This is a genomic window from Pseudomonas sp. KH_046_2, assembly GCF_057838985.1.
This window is the reverse complement of sequence record NZ_CM174480.1, coordinates 6013570-6031862: the sequence shown is the minus strand read 5'-3', so window position 1 is coordinate 6031862 and position 18293 is coordinate 6013570. Positions and strand designations below refer to the sequence as shown.

Here is an 18293-nt window from a genome sequence, read left to right as displayed (position 1 = left end):
GGAGGTGTTCCTTTGACGGCAAAAAAGAGCGCGGCTAGATGGCCGCGCTTTTTTTTGCAGAGGATTCAGCGAACCTGCACCACCACTTTCCCGACCGCTTTACGCTGGCCAAGATCATTGATCGCCTGCGCCGAATTGCTCAGCGGATAAACCAGCGACACCAGCGGTTTCAACTTGCCTTCGGCAAACCAGGCAAACAACTGCTGGAAGTTTGCCGCGTTGTCTTGCGGCTGGCGTTGGGCGAACGAGCCCCAGAACACGCCGAGCACCGCCGCGCCCTTGAGCAGGGCCAGGTTGACCGGCAACTCGGGAATGCGCCCGCTGGCGAAACCGACCACCAGCAGGCGGCCGTTCCAGGCGATGGCGCGGATGGCCTGGTCGAACAGGTCGCCGCCGACCGGGTCGTAGATCACGTCGGCACCCTGGCCATCGGTCAGGCGCTTGATTTCGTCCTTCAGGCTGGTTTCGCTGTAGTTGATCAGTTCGTCGGCGCCGGCGGCCTTGGCCACGGCGAGTTTCTCTGCGCTGCTGGCCGCGGCGATCACCCGGGCGCCCATGGCTTTGCCGATTTCCACCGCCGCCAGGCCTACACCGCCCGAGGCACCAAGCACCAGTAGGGTTTCGCCCGGTTGCAAGTTGCCGCGCTGCTTGAGGGCGTGCATCGAGGTGCCGTAGGTCATGCTGAAGGCGGCGGCGGTGTTGAAATCCATCGACGGCGGGATGGGCAGAACGTTGTAGCCCGGCACCGCGACCTGCTCGGCAAAGCTGCCCCAGCCGGTCAGGGCCATGACCCGGTCACCGACTTTCAGGTGGCTGACCTTTTCACCCACGGCGCTGACCACGCCGGCCGCTTCACCACCGGGCGAAAACGGGAAGGGCGGCTTGAACTGGTATTTGCCCTCGATGATCAACGTGTCGGGGAAATTCACCCCGGCGGCGTGCACGTCCAGCAGGATTTCGTTCTTCTTCGCGACAGGACTGGCGACGTCTTCCAGCACCAGCGATTCGGCAGGGCCGAAGGCTTTGCACAGCACGGCTTTCATCAGGGCTATTCCTTTGGGAGTGATGGCCGATAAGTGTAGGTGTATGGGTCGATGGGTCAACGAGCATGCCCGGCCCTGATAGTCAGCCATAAGCTTGTGCTTGCGCGGCGGGTCGTTATGCTAAGCCGCAAACCGGATAAGGAGCGAATTGTGAAAGCGTGGATCATGTTGATGCTGGCCCTGTCTCTGCCTGTGGCAGCGGTGGCCGAAGAAGCCAAAGAAGATGCTGCTCCGAAGGTCAGCTACATCACCTTGAGCCCGCCGTTCGTGGGTAACTACGGGCTGGATGGCACGCCGAAACTGAAGGTCTACAAGGCCGATGTGGCATTGCGGGTGACCGGTGACGAGGCCGCCAAGGCGGTGAAGGCCAATGAGCCGTTGATCCGTAATCAATTGGTCGCGCTGTTCGCCCAGCAGACCACCGAGACGATGAACAACGTCGAGGCCAAGGAAAAGCTGCGTCAGGAAGCGCTGAAGCAGACCCAGCAGGTGATGAACGATGAAATCGGTAAGCCGGTGGTTGAGGACTTGTTGTTCAACAACTTGATCATTCAATAAGAATTCTGCTGTCCGGACCAGCCTCTTCGCGGGCAAGCCCGCTCCCACAGGTTTCTTTGGTGTTTGCGTGATCGTGTTCCAACACAAATCCACTGTGGGAGCGGGCTTGCCCGCGAAGAGGCCAGTACAGGCAACAAATGACTCAAGGCTTTAAAGCAATCACCGCCGCCCATTGCTCCGCCGTCACCGGCATCACCGAAAGCCGCGAGCCTTTCTGCACCAGCGGCAACTCGGCCAGTGCCGTCTGCTGCTTCAGGTAATCCAGTTTCAGCACCCGGTCAAACGTCTCGACATGCGCGACATCGATCGCGCTCCAGGCGTTTTTGTCCGGGGTGGCCTTAGGGTCGAAATAATGGCTCTCTGGCTCCAGCGCCGTCGGGTCCGGGTATGCGGCTTCGATAATCCTGCCGATTCCGGCGATGCCCGGCTCAGGGCAGCTGGAATGATAGAAAAAGAACTCATCCCCCACCGCCATGGCCCGCAGGAAATTGCGTGCCTGATAGTTGCGAACCCCGTCCCAGCGCGCCTTGCCGAGTTTTTCCAGCCCCTTGATCGAGAGTTCGTCGGGCTCGGATTTCATCAGCCAATAGGCCATGTCTGTTGCTCCTTGCGTGGTGATTGAGCAGCTTGTCGGCGATTTTATGACAAACCGACAGTCGGTTGACGTCAGCGTTTGCGCAGCGGTTCGCGTTGTCGCAAAATGCCGGCCTTTAAAGCTTGACGCTGCTGCACGGCCTACAAACGGAAACCGCTGCTGTCATCGTGTTGATGTGCCTTTGGGGGGCAATCGATGAAACGCAAACCGGATTTACTATGGATTTTGGTCATTTTGTTTGGCCTTGGCGTCGTGACCACTGGCTATGCCCAAAGCCTGTGGGCCAACAAGACCGATGCGCCGGTCGAACTCGCCCAATTGCAGCAACAGTCGACCGCCTTCAAGCGCTGATCCTGTTGCCTCTGCGCCGCTGATCGAAGTGGCGCCTAGCCTGCGTAATACCAGGCCTTGTCCGTCACCGTTCCTTGCAGCGGCACATCCCAGCTCGCCTGAGCCAATCGCGCCACCTTCTGACATTCATGGGCCAGCCCCAGCAGCGTCGGCTTGCGCCAATCATTGCGTCGCGCCAGGTAGGCCAGGCTCCGGTCGTAGAAACCACCGCCCATCCCCAGGCGTCCGCCGACATCGTCAAAACCCACCAATGGCAACAGCACCAGATCCAACGCCCAGATCTTGCGCTGCCGGGCGAGATTGGCCCGTGGTTCGAGAATGCGGAAGCGGTTGGGTTTGAGTTTTTCCCCGGGACGGATGCGCTGGAACACCATTTTGGTTCGCGGCCAGGCGCTCAGCACCGGTAGATAGGTGGCTTTGCCCCGGCGTTGTGCGGCGCGCAGCAACAGGCGCGGGTCGATTTCACCGTCGGTGGGCAGGTAGAGCGAGATGTGTCTGGCGCGGCGGAACAGCGGTTGCTGGGCCAATTGCTTGTACAGCCCGCGAGCGGCCTGGCGCTGCTGACTGGGAGTCAGTGCGCGGCGGGCCTTGCGCAGCATGCGTCGAAGTTGCGGGCGGGGGAGCAGCGCAGGTTCGGTCATGTATTCGGGCTTCAACAATGCGGATACGTGAAGCGTACCCGTAAAAACGCCAATGCCGGTATCAAAACCGGCATTGGACTGAAATCAGGCTCCCCGAATGTGCCGCTGTCGACTTAGCCCTTGAACCCGAAAGTTCAAGGTGGAAGATGCAGTAGGCTTTAAGGCTTTCCGTCTAGCGGACATGCACACCAGCCCAACGTGCAACCTCCAGGGTATAGCAAATCGGCTCAGGGACATCGCCAACTGGCAAGCACCCCAGGGAGTGAGGGGATTATACCGCAAGCGGCGACGCGAATCAGCCTTTGGTGACGTCCGGATCGGTGGCGAGCGCCAGATCGACGCGATCGAGCAGGTCTCGCACCTGTTCGCGGGTCGAGCCGCTGGCCTGCACATCCGGGCGTTCTTCCTTGTGCAGCAAGTCATGCGTGATGTTCAGCGCAGCCATCACGGCGATACGGTCGGCGCCGATGACTTTGCCGCTGCTGCGGATCTCGCGCATCTTGCCGTCCAGATAACGGGCGGCGCTGACCAGATTACTGCGCTCTTCCTGAGGGCAGATGATTGAATACTCTTTGTCGAGGATCTGCACGGTTACGCTATTGCTTGAACTCATGAGTCTTGCTCCAGGGCCTTGAGGCGCGAAATCATCGATTCGACCTTACGCCGGGCGATTTCGTTTTTTTCAATGAGGTGCGCGCGTTCCTCGCGCCAGGTCTTTTCCTGAGCTAGTAAGAGTCCGTTTTGACTCTTAAGTTGCTCGACTCGGGTAATCAGCAGCTCGAGTCTGGCCATCAGCGCTTGCAGGTCGGTGTCTTCCATTGTCTTCACTGTCTGATGGGTGTTGGACTGTAGGAGCGAGCTTGCTCGCGATGAACCTGAGAACGCCGCGGGGTGTCAGGTACCCAGCGTTATCGTTGACAACCATCGCGAGCAAGCTCGCTCCTACAGGGGTAGTCGATGTAGGATACAAGGCCTTCATTCTAGACATAGCGCCGTCTGGCGCCTAGCTGCCCATGACCATTCAGAATTCCCCGTACCAAGCCTTCGCCACCCTGCTGACTTCCAGCGGTCACAACGTCTCGCCTGCTGAACTGCACGGCCTGTTGCTCGGCCGCAGCTGTGCCGGTGCCGGTTTCGACGCCGAAGGCTGGCTGATCGACGCCGCCGAACTGCTCGAAAACGAGCCGCAGGACAACGTTCGCAACGCCCTGATCGGCCTGCAAGAGATGGTAAAAGGCGAGCTCACCGGCGATGACGTGACCGTCGTTCTGCTGCTGCCGACCGACGATGCGCCGCTCACCGAACGTGCCGCCGCACTGGGCCAATGGTGCCAGGGTTTCCTCAGCGGCTTTGGCCTGAACTGCCGTGACAGCAGTGCCCTGAGCACCGAGGCCACCGAGGTGCTGCAGGATCTGGCAGCCATTTCCCAGGTGCAAGACGCCCTGGAAGAGTCCGACGACGGCGAAAACGACTACATGGAAGTCATGGAGTACCTGCGCGTCGCACCGCTGCTGCTGTTCTCCGAGACCAAAAAAGACGTGCCGGCCGCAGCCAAACCGTCGCTGCACTAATCGTTTGCCAGGGAACGCCATCTGCCCATGATCCATATCCCGAAATCGGAATACAGCCGGCGCCGCAAGGCCCTGATGGCGCAGATGGAACCCAACAGCATCGCCATCCTGCCCGCCGCCGCGGTGGCCCTCCGCAACCGCGACGTCGAACACGTCTACCGCCAGGACAGCGACTTCCAGTACCTCAGCGGGTTTCCCGAGCCCCAGGCCGTACTGGTGTTGATGCCGGGCCGCGTGCACGGCGAATACATCCTGTTCTGCCGCGAACGCAATGCCGAGCGCGAGCTGTGGGATGGCCTGCGTGCCGGGCAGGAAGGCGCGATTCGCGATTTCGGCGCCGACGACGCCTTTCCGATCACTGATATCGACGACATCCTGCCGGGCCTGATCGAAGGCCGTGACCGGGTGTATTCGGCCATGGGCAGCAACCCCGAATTCGACCGCCACCTGATGGAGTGGATCAACGTGATCCGCTCCAAGGCCAACCTCGGTGCCCAGCCGCCGAACGAATTCGTTGCCCTGGATCATCTGCTGCACGACATGCGCCTGTATAAATCGGCGGCAGAAGTGAAAGTGATGCGCGAGGCTGCGCGGATTTCCGCCCAGGCGCATGTACGGGCAATGCAGGCCTGTCGCGCCGGGTTGCACGAATTCAGCCTGGAAGCCGAGCTCGATTACGAATTCCGCAAGGGCGGGGCGAAGATGCCGGCCTACGGGTCGATCGTCGCGGCGGGGCGCAACAGCTGCATCCTGCATTACCAGCAGAACGACGCGCTGCTCAAGGACGGTGATCTGGTGCTGATCGACGCCGGTTGCGAGATCGACTGCTACGCCAGCGACATCACCCGCACCTTTCCGGTCAGCGGCAAGTATTCAGCGGAACAGAAAGCGATTTACGAATTGGTGCTGGCTTCCCAGGAAGCCGCCTTTGCCGAAATCGCCCCGAACAAGCACTGGAACCAGGCGCACGAGGCCACAGTCCGGGTCATCACGGCCGGGCTGGTCAAGCTGGGTCTGCTGCGGGGTGACGTTGACGAGCTGATCGCCGGCGAAGCCTACAAGGCGTTTTACATGCACCGCGCCGGCCATTGGCTGGGCATGGATGTGCATGACGTCGGCGAATACAAGGTCGGCGGCGAGTGGCGCGTGCTGGAAGTCGGCATGGCGCTGACCGTGGAGCCGGGGATCTATATCGCCCCGGACAACCAGAATGTTGCGAAGAAATGGCGCGGCATTGGCGTGCGCATCGAGGACGACGTAGTGGTCACCAAAACCGGCTGTGAAATATTGACGAACGGCGTGCCGAAAACCGTCGCCGAGATCGAGGCCCTGATGGCCGCCGCGCGGACACAGGCAGCATGAGTCGAGTCAACCTGGCAATCATCGGTGGCGGGCTGGTCGGTGCAAGCCTGGCGCTGGCCCTGCAAGCCGTTGCCAAGGCCCGAGGCTGGAAGATCGTGCTGATCGAGCCGTTCGCCCCTGGCGACACGTATCAACCGAGTTACGATGCCCGCTCTTCGGCGTTGTCCTTCGGCTCGCGGCAAATCTATCAACGGTTGGGCATCTGGCAGGAAGTCTCGCGCCGCGCCGAGCCGATCAAGCAGATTCATGTTTCCGACCGTGGCCGATTCTCGACGGCTCGGTTGTCGGCGATGGAAGAGGGTGTTCCAGCGCTGGGTTATGTCGTTGAAAACGCCTGGCTCGGCCAATGCCTGTGGCAAGGTCTGGACAAGGACGTGATCAGATGGCACTGCCCGGCGGAAGTCACCCGCATGGAGCCGCTGACCGATGGCTATCGCCTGACTCTGAACGATGAAACCATGCTGGAATGCGACCTCGCGGTACTCGCTGATGGCGGCCGTTCCGGCCTGCGGGAGCAACTGGGGATCGGCATCCGCAAACGTCCGTACAACCAAAGCGCGCTGATCGCCAACATCACCCCGAGCGAAGCGCACAACGGCATGGCTTTCGAGCGTTTCACCGACGAAGGCCCGATGGCGTTGCTGCCGCTGCCGGAAAACCGCTGCGCACTGGTCTGGACCCGCCTGGGCATGGACGCACAACGCCTGGCAGCCCTCGACGAGCGCAGCTTCCTCAGCGAGTTGCAGGGTGTGTTCGGTTATCGCCTTGGCACATTGAAACAGGTCGGTGCGCGGCATCTGTATCCGCTGACACTGGTCGAGGCCGAAGAACAGGTGCGCCCGCATCTGGCGGTGCTCGGCAACGCGGCGCACAGCCTGCATCCGATTGCCGGCCAGGGGTTCAACCTGTCCCTGCGCGATGCCCAGGCCCTGGCCAATGCCTTGCTCGCCAGCGAAAAACCATTGGGCGACTTCGCGACGTTGCAGGCCTATCGCGAACACCAGCGTCTCGATCAGGACCTCACCGTGGGTTTCTCTGATCAGGTCACGCGCCTGTTCGGCAGCACCCAGCCGCTGGTGTCCCTGGGGCGCAACATCGGCTTGCTCGGCCTGGATCTGCTGCCACCGGCCAAACGCTGGTTTGCCCGGCAGGCGATGGGGTTGGGTACGCGACCGGATGCGTGACTGGCTGATCCGCCGATTCGGCAAGGCGCGATTGATAAAAATACCTGCCTGCAGGTTCGACATTCATGACGGCTCCTGCCACCTGGTGGCGCGGGTCGGGAAAACCCTTTACGTGCGGCTCAAGCCGCAAGAGAGACAGGCTTAAAGCATGGAAATGCGCGCAGATCTGCTGATTGTCGGGGCCGGAATGGTCGGCAGCGCCCTGGCGCTGGCGTTGCAGGACAGCGGGCTGGAAGTCCTGCTGCTGGACGGCAGCCCCATGAGCGTCAAACCGTTCAACGCTCAGGCTGCGTTTGAGCCGCGGGTGAGCGCCTTGTCGGCCGCCAGCCAGCGGATTCTCGAGCGCCTGGGCGTGTGGGACGGCATCGCCGGGCGGCGCAGCAGCCCCTACACCGACATGCAGGTCTGGGATGGCAGCGGCACCGGGCAAATCCACTTCTCGGCGGCCAGTGTGCATGCCGAGGTGCTGGGGCATATCGTCGAGAACCGCGTGGTCCAGGATGCCTTGCTCGAGCGCCTGCACGATTGCGACCTTGGGTTGCTGGCCAATGCTCGCCTGGAGCAGATGCGTCGCTCCGGCGATGACTGGCTGCTGACCCTGGCCGACGGCCGCACCTTGCGTGCGCCGCTGGTGATCGCGGCGGATGGCGCCAACTCGGCGGTGCGACGCCTGGCCGGTGTGGCGACCCGCGAATGGGATTATCTGCACCATGCCATCGTCACCAGCGTGCGTTGCGCCAAGCCGCATCAGATGACGGCCTGGCAACGCTTCACCGACAACGGTCCGTTGGCGTTTCTGCCCCTTGAGCGCGACGGCCAACAGGATTGGTGTTCGATCGTCTGGTCGACTACACCCGGCGAAGCCGAACGCCTGATGGCGATGGATGAACAAGGTTTCTGCAAGGAGCTGGAACGGGCCTTTGAAGGTCGGCTCGGCGAAGTACTGAGCGCCGATCCGCGCCTGTGTGTGCCGCTGCGCCAGCGGCATGCCAAGCGTTATGTGGCTGAAGGCCTGGCATTGATCGGCGACGCGGCCCACACCATTCACCCGTTGGCCGGGCAGGGGGTGAATCTCGGATTCCTCGATGCCGCCGTGCTGGCTGAAGTGTTGCTGCAAGCGGCAACACGTGGCGAGCGCCTGGCGGATGTGAAGGTCCTCAGCCGTTACGAGCGTCGACGCATGCCCCACAACCTGGCGCTGATGGCGGCGATGGAGGGCTTCGAACGCTTGTTCCAGGCCGATCCGTTGCCGGTGCGCTGGTTGCGTAATACCGGGTTGAAAGTGGTTGAGAAGATGCCGGAAGCCAAGGCGCTGTTCGTGCGTGAGGCGTTGGGGTTGACCGGGGATTTGCCGGCGCTTGCCAAGGCCTGAGATCTTCGTTGTGGCAGCCGGCCTCATCGCGAGCAGGCTCGCTCCCACAAGGATTTGTGGTGAACACAAAACTCCTGGGTTCTGGAGATCCCCTGTGGGAGCGAGCCTGCTCGCGATGGCGGCGGTAAATTCACCATCATTTTCTGCCTGTGCAACATCCGGTAACTCCTCCACGGCCAGCTTCGATTGAGAAGCTAAATGTGAGTCCTTATCATTTGTCCTCATTTTTCAATCGAGAGACCGCTCCCATGTTGGCACCGAAGCGTCTACTGACAGCACTGGCCATGACCCTGATCGGCAGCACCGCCGCCCAGGCCGCTGACGAGGTGGTGGTCTACTCCTCGCGAATCGACGAGCTGATCAAGCCAGTATTCGATGCCTACACCGCCAAGACCGGCGTGAAGGTGAAGTTCATCACCGACAAGGAAGCGCCGCTGATGCAGCGGCTCAAGGCCGAGGGCGCGAATACGCCGGCCGACCTGCTGCTCACCGTCGATGCGGGCAACCTCTGGCAAGCCGAGCAGATGGGCATCCTCCAGCCGTTCACCTCGAAAACCATCGACACCAACATTCCGCTGCAATACCGGGCCGCCTCCCATGCCTGGACCGGCCTGAGCCTGCGGGCGCGGACCATTGCCTACTCCACTGATCGGGTGAAGCCGGGTGAACTGACCACCTACGAAGCGCTGGCCGACAAGCAATGGGAAGGCCGCCTGTGCCTGCGCACGGCGAAGAAGGTCTACAACCAGTCCCTGACCGCGACCATGATCGAAGTGCACGGCGCCGGGAAGACCGAGGAAATCCTCAAGGGCTGGGTCAGGAACCTCTCCACTGACGTGTTCTCCGACGACACAGCCGTGCTGGAAGCGATCAACGCCGGCCAGTGCGATGTCGGTATCGTCAACACCTACTACTACGGCCGCCTGCACAAGCAGAAGCCAGACCTGCCGGTGAAACTGTTCTGGCCGAACCAGGCTGACCGTGGCGTACACATCAACCTGTCGGGTATCGGTCTGACCCAACACGCGCCACACCCGGAAGCGGCCAAGGCCCTGGTGGAGTGGATGACCACCCCTGAAGCGCAGAAAATCTTTGCCGACGTGAACCAGGAGTTCCCGGCGAACCCGGCCGTGCAGCCATCAGCTGAAGTCGCCGCATGGGGCAAGTTCATTGCTGATACCTTGCCTGTGGAGATCGCCGGCAAGCGCCAGGCCGAGGCGATTCGCATGATGGACAAGGCTGGCTGGAACTAAGTTCATAGACGGTTGCTGGTAAAGTAAGGCCGAGCACTATCCCTGTGGCGAGGGAGCTTGCTCCCGCTTGAGTGCGCAGCACTCACAAAATCTGTGCGGGTTTTCCGCGTTTTGGGGCTGCTACGCAGCCCAGCGGGAGCAAGCTCCCTCGCCACAAACTGTATTTTCTAGAGAACTTCCTTGGCTCATCCCGCCCAACGCCGCTGGTATCCCGTCGTCTTCGCCATCGCTGCGCTGGTCCTGTTGCCCCTGAGCGTCCTGCTGCTTTCCTGGCAAACCATCGATCAACAGATCTGGTCCCACCTGTGGGATACACAGATGCCGCGGTTACTGGGCAATACCCTGACCCTGGTCCTAGGCGTCGGTGTCGGTGTGACAGTCCTGGGTGTCAGCCTGGCCTGGCTCACCAGCCTTTGCGAATTCCCCGGCCGGCGCTGGCTGGACTGGGCGCTGATGCTGCCCTTCGCGATCCCTGCCTATGTGCTGGCCTTCGTCTTCGTCGGCCTGCTGGATTTCGCCGGGCCCGTGCAAACCCTGCTGCGCGAGTGGTTTGGCAGTGGGCTGCGGCTGCCGCGCGTGCGTTCCACGGGCGGTGTGATTGTGGTGCTGGTGCTGGTTTTCTATCCCTATGTCTATCTGTTGGCCCGCACGGCCTTCCTCGCCCAGGGCAAAGGCCTGATGGAAGCCGCGCGAGTCCTTGGTCAATCGCCCTGGCAAGCGTTCTGGCGGGTGGCGTTGCCCATGGCGCGACCAGCCATTGGCGCGGGCGTGGCATTGGCGCTGATGGAAACCCTGGCGGACTTCGGCGCCGTGTCGGTGTTCAACTTCGACACCTTCACCACCGCCATCTACAAGACCTGGTACGGTTTTTTCAGCCTGTCGTCCGCCGCGCAACTGGCCAGCCTGTTGCTGCTGGTAGTGATGCTCGTGCTCTACGGCGAACGGCGTGCTCGCGGGGCCAATCGGGCGGGCAACGAGCGACCACGGGTCAAGGCGCTGTATCACCTGCGAGGCTTCAAGGCGCTGGCGGCCATGACGTGGTGCGGGCTGGTGTTTGCCTGCGCCTTCGTTATCCCGATGCTGCAATTGGCGGTGTGGTTCTGGCAGCGTGGGCGCTTTGATCTCGACGAGCGCTACACCGGGTTGATCGTCCATACCTTGTACCTGGGGGCAATGGCGGCGTTGATCACCGTCAGCGTCGCCTTGTTACTGGCGTTTGCCCGACGACTGGCGCCCACCCGGGTCATTCGTTCCGGGGTCAGTCTGGCCAACCTGGGTTACGCCTTGCCGGGTTCGGTACTGGCGGTGTCGATCATGCTGGCGTTCAGTTACCTGGACCGCGAGCTGGTGATCCCGTTCTCGAGCTGGCTCGGTGGCGCGGGCAAGCCGTTGCTGCTGGGCAGTCTGTCAGCGTTGTTGCTGGCCTATCTGGTGCGTTTCATGGCGGTGGCCTACGGGCCGCTGGAAAGCAGCCTGGCGCGTATACGGCCATCTTTGCCCGAAGCGGCACGTAGCCTGGGCGTCAGTGGGCCACGACTGTTTTTCAAAGTGTATCTACCGTTGTTGTTACCCGGCACGTTGAGCGCCGGGTTGCTGGTGTTTGTGGACGTGCTCAAGGAAATGCCCGCAACCCTGCTGATGCGCCCGTTTGGCTGGGACACACTGGCGGTGCGAATCTTCGAAATGACCAGCGAAGGCGAATGGGCCCGGGCGTCTTTGCCGGCATTGACCCTGGTGCTGGTTGGGCTGTTACCGGTCATCGGATTGATCCGGCGTTCAGCGCATCGAAACAGCTAGGTGTCAGTCCTACACCTTGCGGCTACAATGCGCGGCATTCGGTGCGGTCCGTCTGACAGACCAGGTGGCTGAAATCGGCTGAAGGCCCTTTGTATCAAGGCATTCAGTCCGTGCAGCGCTTGTCCGCACCTTCGCCACGCCCGGAAGGAGAAACCCATGGGACAGCGTACGCCTCTGTATGACCTTCATCTCGCACTCGGCGCGAAGATGGTCGATTTTGGCGGTTGGGACATGCCTCTGCATTATGGATCGCAAGTCGAGGAACACCATCAGGTGCGCCGCGATTGCGGTGTTTTCGATGTATCCCACATGACCGTAATCGATGTCGGCGGCGCCCAGGCCAAAGCCTGGCTCCAGCATTTGCTGGCCAATGATGTCGAGCGCCTGCACAGCCCCGGCCGTGCGTTGTATAGCACCATGCTCAACGAACAGGGCGGGATCGTCGACGACATGATCGTCTACCGTCTCGATGAGGGTTATCGCCTGGTGGTCAACGCCTCCACCCGCGATCAGGACATGGCCTGGATGCAAGCGCGTCTCGACGGTTTCGACGTGCAACTTCGCGAACGTTCCGAGTTGGCGATGCTGGCCATCCAGGGCCCCCACGCCCGGCAAAAAATTGCCGAACTGGTCAACCAGTCCCGCGGCAACCTGATTCAGATCCTCAAGCCTTTCGAAGGCCTGTCCGATGGTGACTGGTTCATCGCGCGCACCGGTTATACCGGCGAAGACGGCCTGGAAATCATTCTGCCGGCCGATCAGGCGCCAGGCTTTTTCAACGATCTGGTCGGTGCCGGGATTTCTCCTATCGGCCTTGGCGCACGGGATACCCTGCGGGTCGAAGCCGGCATGAACCTTTACGGCCAGGACATCCAGCAAGACATTTCACCGTTGGCCTCCAATATGACCTGGACCATCGCCTGGGAGCCCGCCACCCGGCAGTTCATCGGGCGCAAGGCGCTGGAAGCCGAGCAGGCCGCCGGCGTACAGCACAAACTGGTCGGTCTGGTCCTTGAGGAACGCGGTGTTTTACGCGCTCATCAGGTGGTTCGTATCGCTGATGTTGGCGAAGGGGAGATCACCAGTGGTAGTTTCTCTCCTACGCTAAGCAAGTCGATTGCACTGGCGCGCGTGCCGATGGCAACAGCCGACCGCGCTGAAGTGGAAATCCGTGGCAAGTGGTACCCGGTCCGGGTGGTCAAACCGACCTTCGTACGCCACGGCAAAACCTTGATCTAACCTTTTCTGGCGGGCATGCCCGCCGACCATTTCCTGAGGACACAGAACATGAGCGATATCCCTGCCGACCTGCGTTTTGCCGAAAGTCACGAATGGGCACGTCTAGACCATGATGGCGGCGTGAAAGTGGGTATTTCAGACCATGCTCAGGAAGCCTTGGGTGACGTAGTGTTCGTTGAGCTGCCGGAAATCGGCAAAGTGTTCGCTGCCGGTGAGGCCGCGGGTGTCGTCGAGTCGGTCAAGGCCGCGTCGGATATCTACTCGCCAGTTTCCGGTACAGTCATTGCCGTTAACGAAGAATTGGCCAACAGCCCGGAACTGCTCAACAGCGCGCCTTATGACAGCTGGATATTCAAACTCGAGCCAAGCGATACCTCTGAGCTGAACAACCTGCTCGACGCGATGGCCTACAAGGCCGCCATCGGCGAGTAAGCCTTAAGCGTCATCCCCAAAGCCCCGACTTGTCGGGGCTTTTCAGTTTCCGGGATCCTGATCTTCAAGGCTCTGTGGCATCGACTGCTATGCTGGTTTGACCGTGTTGCATCGACGCTGAGCGCCAGTCAAGAGAGAGCCCGTCATGTCCCAGTTGCCGTCCCTGAGCCAGTTACGCGACCCCAATGCCTTTCTGCGCCGCCACCTCGGGCCCGATGCCGCCGAGCAACAGGCGATGCTCGACAGCCTCGGCCTGGGCAGTCGGGTCGAATTGATCGAGCAGACGGTGCCGCCGGGCATCCGCCTCAACCGGGCGCTGGACCTGCCCCCGGCACTCGATGAAGAGGCCGCGCTGGCCAAGCTGCGCGGTTATGCCGAGCAGAACCAGGTCTGGACCAGCCTGATCGGCATGGGCTACCACGGCACCCTCACGCCGGCCGTCATTCTGCGGAACGTGCTGGAAAATCCCGGCTGGTACACCGCGTACACTCCCTATCAGCCAGAGATCGCACAGGGGCGGCTCGAGGCGCTGCTGAACTTCCAGCAACTGACCATCGACCTGACCGGCCTGGAACTGGCTAATGCCTCGCTGCTCGATGAAGCCACCGCCGCGGCGGAGGCCATGGCCCTGGCCAAGCGGGTCGCCAAGTCCAAAAGCAACCTGTTCTTTGTCGACGAAAACTGCCATCCGCAAACCATTTCCGTGGTGCAGACCCGCGCTGAAGGTTTCGGCTTCGAGCTGATCGTCGACGCTGTGGATAACTTGAAGCAGCACCAGGTGTTCGGCGCGCTGCTGCAGTACCCCGACACCCACGGTGAAATCCACGACCTGCGGCCGTTGATCGATCATCTGCACGCGCAACACGCACTGGCCTGTGTCGCCACGGATTTGCTGAGCCTGTTGTTGCTGACCCCGCCGGGTGAACTGGGTGCCGATGTGGTGTTCGGCTCGTCCCAGCGATTTGGCGTGCCCATGGGCTACGGCGGGCCTCACGCGGCATTTTTTGCCAGCCGCGATGAATACAAACGGGCAATTCCCGGGCGGATCATCGGTGTTTCGAAAGATGCGCGGGGCAACACCGCCCTGCGCATGGCCCTGCAAACCCGCGAGCAACACATCCGCCGGGAGAAGGCCAACTCCAACATCTGCACGGCCCAGGTGCTGCTGGCCAATATCGCCAGTTTCTATGCGGTCTACCACGGCCCCGAAGGGCTCAAGCGGATTGCCCAGCGGGTACATCGGCTGACCTGCATCCTTGCTGCCGGGCTTGAACGCAACGGTATCACCCGGGTCAACCGGCACTTCTTCGACACCCTGACGCTGGAAGTCGGCGGAGCCCAGACTGCGATCATCGAAAGTGCCCGGGCCGCGCAGATCAACCTACGCATTCTCGGGCGCGGCCAACTGGGCTTGAGCCTCGACGAGGCCTGCGACGAAGGCACCGTGGCGAAGCTGTTCGATGTGTTCCTGGGTGCCGATCACGGGCTCAGCGTCGATGACCTGGATGCCGAGGTCTTGCCTGGCGGAATTCCCGAAAGGTTGGCGCGAACTTCGCCTTATCTACGCCATCCAGTGTTCAGCGCCCATCACAGCGAAACCGAGATGTTGCGCTACCTCAAGCAACTGGAAAACAAGGACCTTGCGCTCAATCAATCGATGATCCCACTGGGCTCCTGCACCATGAAGCTCAACGCCACCAGTGAGATGATCCCGATTACCTGGCCGCAGTTCGCCAACCTGCACCCGTTCGTGCCCAAGGAACAGGCCGCCGGTTATGGGCTGATGATCGAAGAACTGGAGCGCTGGCTGTGCGCGATCACCGGTTTCGACGCGATCTGCATGCAACCCAACTCCGGCGCCCAAGGCGAATACGCCGGGCTGCTGGCGATCCGTAAATACCATGAGAGCCGGCAACAGGGCGGCCGCGATATCTGCCTGATTCCTTCGTCGGCTCACGGCACCAATCCCGCGTCGGCGCAAATGGCCGGGATGCGCGTGGTGATCGTCGAGTGCGACGAGGCGGGCAACGTCGACCTGGAGGACCTCAAGGAAAAAGCCGCGCAGGCCGCAGACAAACTCGCCTGCCTGATGGCGACCTATCCTTCGACCCATGGGGTGTATGAGGAAGGCATCAGCGAAATCTGTGAAGTGATCCACCAGCACGGCGGTCAGGTGTACATGGATGGCGCCAACCTCAACGCCCAGGTCGGGCTGGCGCGGCCGGCCGATATTGGCGCTGACGTCTCGCACATGAACCTGCACAAGACCTTCTGCATTCCCCATGGTGGCGGTGGGCCGGGCATGGGGCCGATTGGTGTTCGGGCGCATCTGGCACCGTTCGTGGCCAACCATCCGGTGGTGCCGATCGACGGGCCGCACCCGCAAAATGGCGCCGTCAGCGCCGCGCCCTGGGGCAGCGCAAGCATTCTGCCGATCAGCTGGATGTACATCGCGATGATGGGGCCGCAACTGGCGGACGCCAGCGAAGTGGCGATCCTCGCCGCGAATTACCTGGCGCGGCATTTGTCCGGTGCTTTCCCGGTTCTTTATACCGGGCGCAACGAGCGGGTGGCCCACGAATGCATCCTCGACCTGCGACCGCTCAAGGCGTTGACCGGCATTACCGAAGAGGACGTGGCCAAGCGCCTGATGGACTACGGCTTCCATGCCCCGACCATGTCGTTTCCGGTGCCGGGGACGCTGATGGTCGAACCGACCGAAAGCGAATCGAAGGCGGAACTGGACCGGTTCATCGGGGCGATGCTGAGCATCCGCGCGGAAATCAACGAGGTGCAGAACGGTAACTGGCCGGCGGAAGAAAACCCGTTGAAAGGTGCGCCGCATACGTTGGCCGATATCACCGGTGTGTGGGAGCGGCCATACAGCATCGTGCAAGCGGTCACGCCGGACGCGCACACAAAGGCGCACAAATACTGGCCGGTGGTGAACCGGGTGGACAATGTGTATGGAGACCGGAACCTGTTTTGCGCGTGTGTGCCGGTGGATGACTACCGCTGACATTTCAGGATGCACATAACCCCTGTGGGAGGCTCGGTGAAGGTGGGATTTGTAATCTCGGGGCAAAAAAATGCCGCTCAATTGAGCGGCATTTTTCATTCGCAACGCTTACTCCGAAGCCACGGCATTCTTCGCCAGGATCGCGTTCGCCAACTCCATGTCCGTGGCTTGCAGGCCGGGGTTGTCGGCACGGACTTTCTGCATGGCCGCCTCCAGGTACGGGCCGCGGATGCCGCCGTCACTGGCGACGAAGCTGCTGGCGTCGTCCTGGGCGGCGACGACCAGCTTGTTATCCTTGGATGTCAGATAGCTCGAACCGGTGGTTGCACCGGACGTAAGAACGTTACGCCAAAAAGTATCGGCCATCGCCGAACCGACAGGCAGGGACAACAGCGCGACGGTAGCGACAGCAAGTTTGAAACGCATGACAGGGTGACTCCACTGGGTTGACTACGCGGTTGGATTGCCAACCCCCAATCGAGTTCCGTGGTTGCCTATTCCTCCGTTTCGACCAGCAGGATCGCGCCTTGCTGGCCGACCACCCGCACGCGGCTGCCAATGGCGGCGTCCGGCCCGCGGGCCATCCACACGCCGTCGGCCACCCTGATCTTGCCGCGACCGTCGACAATCGCTTCATGCACCACGAAGGTTTTGCCGATCAGTTCCTGGCCGCGCAGATTCAGGTGCGGCTGATCGCTCGGGCGCGCCGCCGTGCGCTGACGCCGCCACCAGTACAACGCGGTGGTGATCGACAGCAGGGCGAATAACAGAAACTGCCATTCCCAGGACAGGTCCGGCATCAGGAAGGTCAAGACGCCCACGGCTGCCGCGGCCATGCCGATCCACAGCAGGTAACCGCCGGCGCCGAACACTTCGAGAATCAACAGCACCGTGCCCAGCGCCAACCAGTCCCAAAACGAAAGGTGCTGTAAAAATGCCCACATGGCGCGCCTCAGGCTTTCTTGTTATCGAAAGTGGCCTTGACGATTTCGCCAATGCCGCCCACCGCGCCGATCATCGAACTGGCCTCCAGCGGCATCAGGATCACCTTGCTGTTGTTGGCCGAAGCCAGCTTGCCCAGCGCATCGATGTACTTCTGCGCCACGAAGTAGTTGACCGCCTGCACGTTGCCGCTGGCGATGGCTTCGGACACCACTTTGGTCGCCTGGGCTTCCGCCGCGGCTTGCCGTTCGCGGGCTTCGGATTCCAGGAAGGCGGCCTGGCGACTGCCTTCTGCTTCGAGGATCTGTGCCTGCTTCTTGCCTTCGGCGGTCAGGATCGCTGCGGCACGCAGACCTTCGGCTTCGAGGATTTGTGCGCGCTTGATCCGTTCGGCTTTCATCTGCCCCGACATCGCGGCCATCAGGTCGGCGGGTGGGCTGATGTCCTTGATCTCGATCCGGGTGATCTTGATGCCCCACGGCGCGGTCGCCTCATCGACGGTGCGCAACAGTTTTTCATTGATCCCGTCACGCTGGCTGAGCATGGCGTCGAGTTCCATCGAGCCGAGCACGGTGCGGATGTTGGTTTGCAGCAGGTTGCGGATGGCGTGTTCGAGGTTGTTAACCTCGTAGGCCGCCTGGGCCGTGTTGACCACCTGGAAGAAGCACACGGCGTCGATCTGCACCGTGGCGTTGTCGGAGGTGATGACTTCCTGCGGCGGAATATCCAGCACGCTTTCCATCACATTCATCTTGCGGCCGATGCGGTCCATGACCGGAATGATGACATTCAGCCCCGGCTTGAGCGTGTTGGTGTAGCGACCGAAACGCTCGACGGTCCATTCAAAGCCCTGGGGCACCACCTTGAAACCCATGAACAGAATGGCGACCACCAGGCCGACAAAAAGCAAAAGCACACTACCGATCTGCATAAC

19 protein-coding genes, 1 other RNA gene and 1 pseudogene are annotated in these 18293 nt (G+C 61.5%); 12 read left to right on the top strand and 9 right to left on the bottom strand.

The genetic code is table 11. From position 1 onward, the window contains the following. Window positions 1–65 precede the first annotated feature (65 nt). Window positions 66–1043: an NADPH:quinone oxidoreductase family protein gene (locus tag AC3IX1_RS27535; protein ID WP_489386514.1), complete on the bottom strand. Its 978-nt coding sequence runs from the start codon at window positions 1041–1043 to the stop codon at window positions 66–68. A gap of 150 nt (window positions 1044–1193) precedes the next feature. Between AC3IX1_RS27535 and AC3IX1_RS27530 the strand changes: the two genes are divergently transcribed. Next, window positions 1194–1601: a flagellar basal body-associated protein FliL gene (locus AC3IX1_RS27530; protein WP_489386513.1), complete on the top strand. Its 408-nt coding sequence runs from the start codon at window positions 1194–1196 to the stop codon at window positions 1599–1601. Window positions 1602–1743: 142 nt separating this feature from the next. On the opposite strand, the gene AC3IX1_RS27525 is transcribed toward AC3IX1_RS27530, so the two are convergent. Then, the gene (locus AC3IX1_RS27525) at window positions 1744–2196 is read right to left on the bottom strand and encodes an EVE domain-containing protein (protein ID WP_489386512.1); all 453 of its coding nucleotides are present in this window, start codon (window positions 2194–2196) and stop codon (window positions 1744–1746) included. A 195-nt stretch (window positions 2197–2391) separates the two neighbouring features. Between AC3IX1_RS27525 and AC3IX1_RS27520 the strand changes: the two genes are divergently transcribed. Continuing rightward, the gene (locus AC3IX1_RS27520; protein ID WP_007982896.1) at window positions 2392–2547 is read left to right on the top strand and encodes a hypothetical protein; all 156 of its coding nucleotides are present in this window, start codon (window positions 2392–2394) and stop codon (window positions 2545–2547) included. Between the two features lie 35 nt (window positions 2548–2582). Here the strand turns inward: AC3IX1_RS27520 and AC3IX1_RS27515 are convergent, their stop codons facing one another. The 4 genes from AC3IX1_RS27515 to AC3IX1_RS27500 all read right to left on the bottom strand — a co-directional run bounded on the left by AC3IX1_RS27515 (window position 2583) and on the right by AC3IX1_RS27500 (window position 4007). Continuing rightward, on the bottom strand, window positions 2583–3188 hold the full coding sequence (locus AC3IX1_RS27515; protein WP_008048703.1) for a 5-formyltetrahydrofolate cyclo-ligase: 606 nt from the start codon (window positions 3186–3188) through the stop codon (window positions 2583–2585). Window positions 3189–3274: 86 nt separating this feature from the next. Then, window positions 3275–3453, bottom strand: a non-coding RNA gene (gene ssrS / locus AC3IX1_RS27510) — 6S RNA. Window positions 3454–3483: 30 nt separating this feature from the next. Further along, entirely contained in the window at window positions 3484–3801 is a 318-nt protein-coding gene (locus AC3IX1_RS27505) for a cell division protein ZapA (protein WP_489386511.1), read from the bottom strand. Beyond that, on the bottom strand, window positions 3798–4007 hold the full coding sequence (locus AC3IX1_RS27500; RefSeq protein ID WP_007982902.1) for a TIGR02449 family protein: 210 nt from the start codon (window positions 4005–4007) through the stop codon (window positions 3798–3800). Before AC3IX1_RS27500 ends, AC3IX1_RS27505 begins: the two co-directional genes overlap by 4 nt. 194 nt (window positions 4008–4201) lie before the next feature. Between AC3IX1_RS27500 and AC3IX1_RS27495 the strand changes: the two genes are divergently transcribed. The 10 genes and pseudogenes from AC3IX1_RS27495 to gcvP all read left to right on the top strand — a co-directional run bounded on the left by AC3IX1_RS27495 (window position 4202) and on the right by gcvP (window position 16417). Then, a complete protein-coding gene (locus tag AC3IX1_RS27495; protein ID WP_489386510.1) occupies window positions 4202–4759 on the top strand; it encodes a YecA/YgfB family protein in 558 nt (185 codons plus the stop codon). A 27-nt stretch (window positions 4760–4786) separates the two neighbouring features. Continuing rightward, window positions 4787–6121 carry a Xaa-Pro aminopeptidase gene (pepP, locus tag AC3IX1_RS27490; protein WP_489386509.1) on the top strand — a complete coding sequence of 445 codons (1335 nt, stop codon included), beginning with the start codon at window positions 4787–4789 and terminating at the stop codon, window positions 6119–6121. After that, window positions 6118–7305, top strand: a complete 1188-nt coding sequence (gene ubiH / locus AC3IX1_RS27485; RefSeq protein WP_489386508.1) for a 2-octaprenyl-6-methoxyphenyl hydroxylase — start codon at window positions 6118–6120, stop codon at window positions 7303–7305. Before pepP ends, ubiH begins: the two co-directional genes overlap by 4 nt. Before the next feature lie 58 nt (window positions 7306–7363). Further along, window positions 7364–7450: pseudogene (locus tag AC3IX1_RS27480) on the top strand (tetrameric acyl-CoA thioesterase); the annotation flags it as partial. A gap of 9 nt (window positions 7451–7459) precedes the next feature. After that, a complete protein-coding gene (locus AC3IX1_RS27475; protein ID WP_489388796.1) occupies window positions 7460–8677 on the top strand; it encodes a 2-octaprenyl-3-methyl-6-methoxy-1,4-benzoquinol hydroxylase in 1218 nt (405 codons plus the stop codon). 248 nt (window positions 8678–8925) lie between these two features. Then, on the top strand, window positions 8926–9930 hold the full coding sequence (locus AC3IX1_RS27470; RefSeq protein ID WP_489386507.1) for an extracellular solute-binding protein: 1005 nt from the start codon (window positions 8926–8928) through the stop codon (window positions 9928–9930). Window positions 9931–10110: 180 nt separating this feature from the next. Beyond that, window positions 10111–11727: an ABC transporter permease gene (locus tag AC3IX1_RS27465; RefSeq protein ID WP_489386506.1), complete on the top strand. Its 1617-nt coding sequence runs from the start codon at window positions 10111–10113 to the stop codon at window positions 11725–11727. Between the two features lie 156 nt (window positions 11728–11883). Further along, the gene (gene gcvT / locus AC3IX1_RS27460) at window positions 11884–12966 is read left to right on the top strand and encodes a glycine cleavage system aminomethyltransferase GcvT (RefSeq protein ID WP_489386505.1); all 1083 of its coding nucleotides are present in this window, start codon (window positions 11884–11886) and stop codon (window positions 12964–12966) included. A gap of 48 nt (window positions 12967–13014) precedes the next feature. Continuing rightward, window positions 13015–13398 (top strand): glycine cleavage system protein GcvH, encoded by a 384-nt coding sequence (gcvH, locus tag AC3IX1_RS27455; protein WP_489386504.1) that lies wholly within the window; start codon window positions 13015–13017, stop codon window positions 13396–13398. Between the two features lie 145 nt (window positions 13399–13543). Continuing rightward, the gene (gene gcvP, locus AC3IX1_RS27450; RefSeq protein WP_489386503.1) at window positions 13544–16417 is read left to right on the top strand and encodes an aminomethyl-transferring glycine dehydrogenase; all 2874 of its coding nucleotides are present in this window, start codon (window positions 13544–13546) and stop codon (window positions 16415–16417) included. A 108-nt stretch (window positions 16418–16525) separates the two neighbouring features. Here gcvP and AC3IX1_RS27445 read toward each other — a convergent pair whose 3' ends face one another. The 3 genes from AC3IX1_RS27445 to AC3IX1_RS27435 all read right to left on the bottom strand — a co-directional run bounded on the left by AC3IX1_RS27445 (window position 16526) and on the right by AC3IX1_RS27435 (window position 18290). Beyond that, complete coding sequence (locus AC3IX1_RS27445) at window positions 16526–16843, bottom strand: DUF2388 domain-containing protein (RefSeq protein ID WP_150753894.1); 318 nt, start codon at window positions 16841–16843, stop codon at window positions 16526–16528. 68 nt (window positions 16844–16911) lie between these two features. After that, window positions 16912–17361 (bottom strand): NfeD family protein, encoded by a 450-nt coding sequence (locus AC3IX1_RS27440; protein ID WP_489386502.1) that lies wholly within the window; start codon window positions 17359–17361, stop codon window positions 16912–16914. Window positions 17362–17369: 8 nt separating this feature from the next. Next, complete coding sequence (locus AC3IX1_RS27435; RefSeq protein ID WP_046039079.1) at window positions 17370–18290, bottom strand: SPFH domain-containing protein; 921 nt, start codon at window positions 18288–18290, stop codon at window positions 17370–17372. Window positions 18291–18293 lie beyond the last annotated feature (3 nt).

Coding starts and splice junctions, on each gene's coding strand:
- gcvT (WP_489386505.1), top strand. CDS start 11,884: ATGGGACAGCGTACGCCTCTGTATGACCTTCATCTCGCACTCGGCGCG.
- AC3IX1_RS27535 (WP_489386514.1), bottom strand. CDS start 1,043: ATGAAAGCCGTGCTGTGCAAAGCCTTCGGCCCTGCCGAATCGCTGGTG.
- ubiH (WP_489386508.1), top strand. CDS start 6,118: ATGAGTCGAGTCAACCTGGCAATCATCGGTGGCGGGCTGGTCGGTGCA.
- AC3IX1_RS27515 (WP_008048703.1), bottom strand. CDS start 3,188: ATGACCGAACCTGCGCTGCTCCCCCGCCCGCAACTTCGACGCATGCTG.
- gcvH (WP_489386504.1), top strand. CDS start 13,015: ATGAGCGATATCCCTGCCGACCTGCGTTTTGCCGAAAGTCACGAATGG.
- AC3IX1_RS27505 (WP_489386511.1), bottom strand. CDS start 3,801: ATGAGTTCAAGCAATAGCGTAACCGTGCAGATCCTCGACAAAGAGTAT.
- AC3IX1_RS27435 (WP_046039079.1), bottom strand. CDS start 18,290: ATGCAGATCGGTAGTGTGCTTTTGCTTTTTGTCGGCCTGGTGGTCGCC.
- AC3IX1_RS27520 (WP_007982896.1), top strand. CDS start 2,392: ATGAAACGCAAACCGGATTTACTATGGATTTTGGTCATTTTGTTTGGC.
- pepP (WP_489386509.1), top strand. CDS start 4,787: ATGATCCATATCCCGAAATCGGAATACAGCCGGCGCCGCAAGGCCCTG.
- AC3IX1_RS27525 (WP_489386512.1), bottom strand. CDS start 2,196: ATGGCCTATTGGCTGATGAAATCCGAGCCCGACGAACTCTCGATCAAG.
- gcvP (WP_489386503.1), top strand. CDS start 13,544: ATGTCCCAGTTGCCGTCCCTGAGCCAGTTACGCGACCCCAATGCCTTT.
- AC3IX1_RS27500 (WP_007982902.1), bottom strand. CDS start 4,007: ATGGAAGACACCGACCTGCAAGCGCTGATGGCCAGACTCGAGCTGCTG.
- AC3IX1_RS27495 (WP_489386510.1), top strand. CDS start 4,202: ATGACCATTCAGAATTCCCCGTACCAAGCCTTCGCCACCCTGCTGACT.
- AC3IX1_RS27440 (WP_489386502.1), bottom strand. CDS start 17,361: ATGTGGGCATTTTTACAGCACCTTTCGTTTTGGGACTGGTTGGCGCTG.
- AC3IX1_RS27470 (WP_489386507.1), top strand. CDS start 8,926: ATGTTGGCACCGAAGCGTCTACTGACAGCACTGGCCATGACCCTGATC.
- AC3IX1_RS27475 (WP_489388796.1), top strand. CDS start 7,460: ATGCGCGCAGATCTGCTGATTGTCGGGGCCGGAATGGTCGGCAGCGCC.
- AC3IX1_RS27445 (WP_150753894.1), bottom strand. CDS start 16,843: ATGCGTTTCAAACTTGCTGTCGCTACCGTCGCGCTGTTGTCCCTGCCT.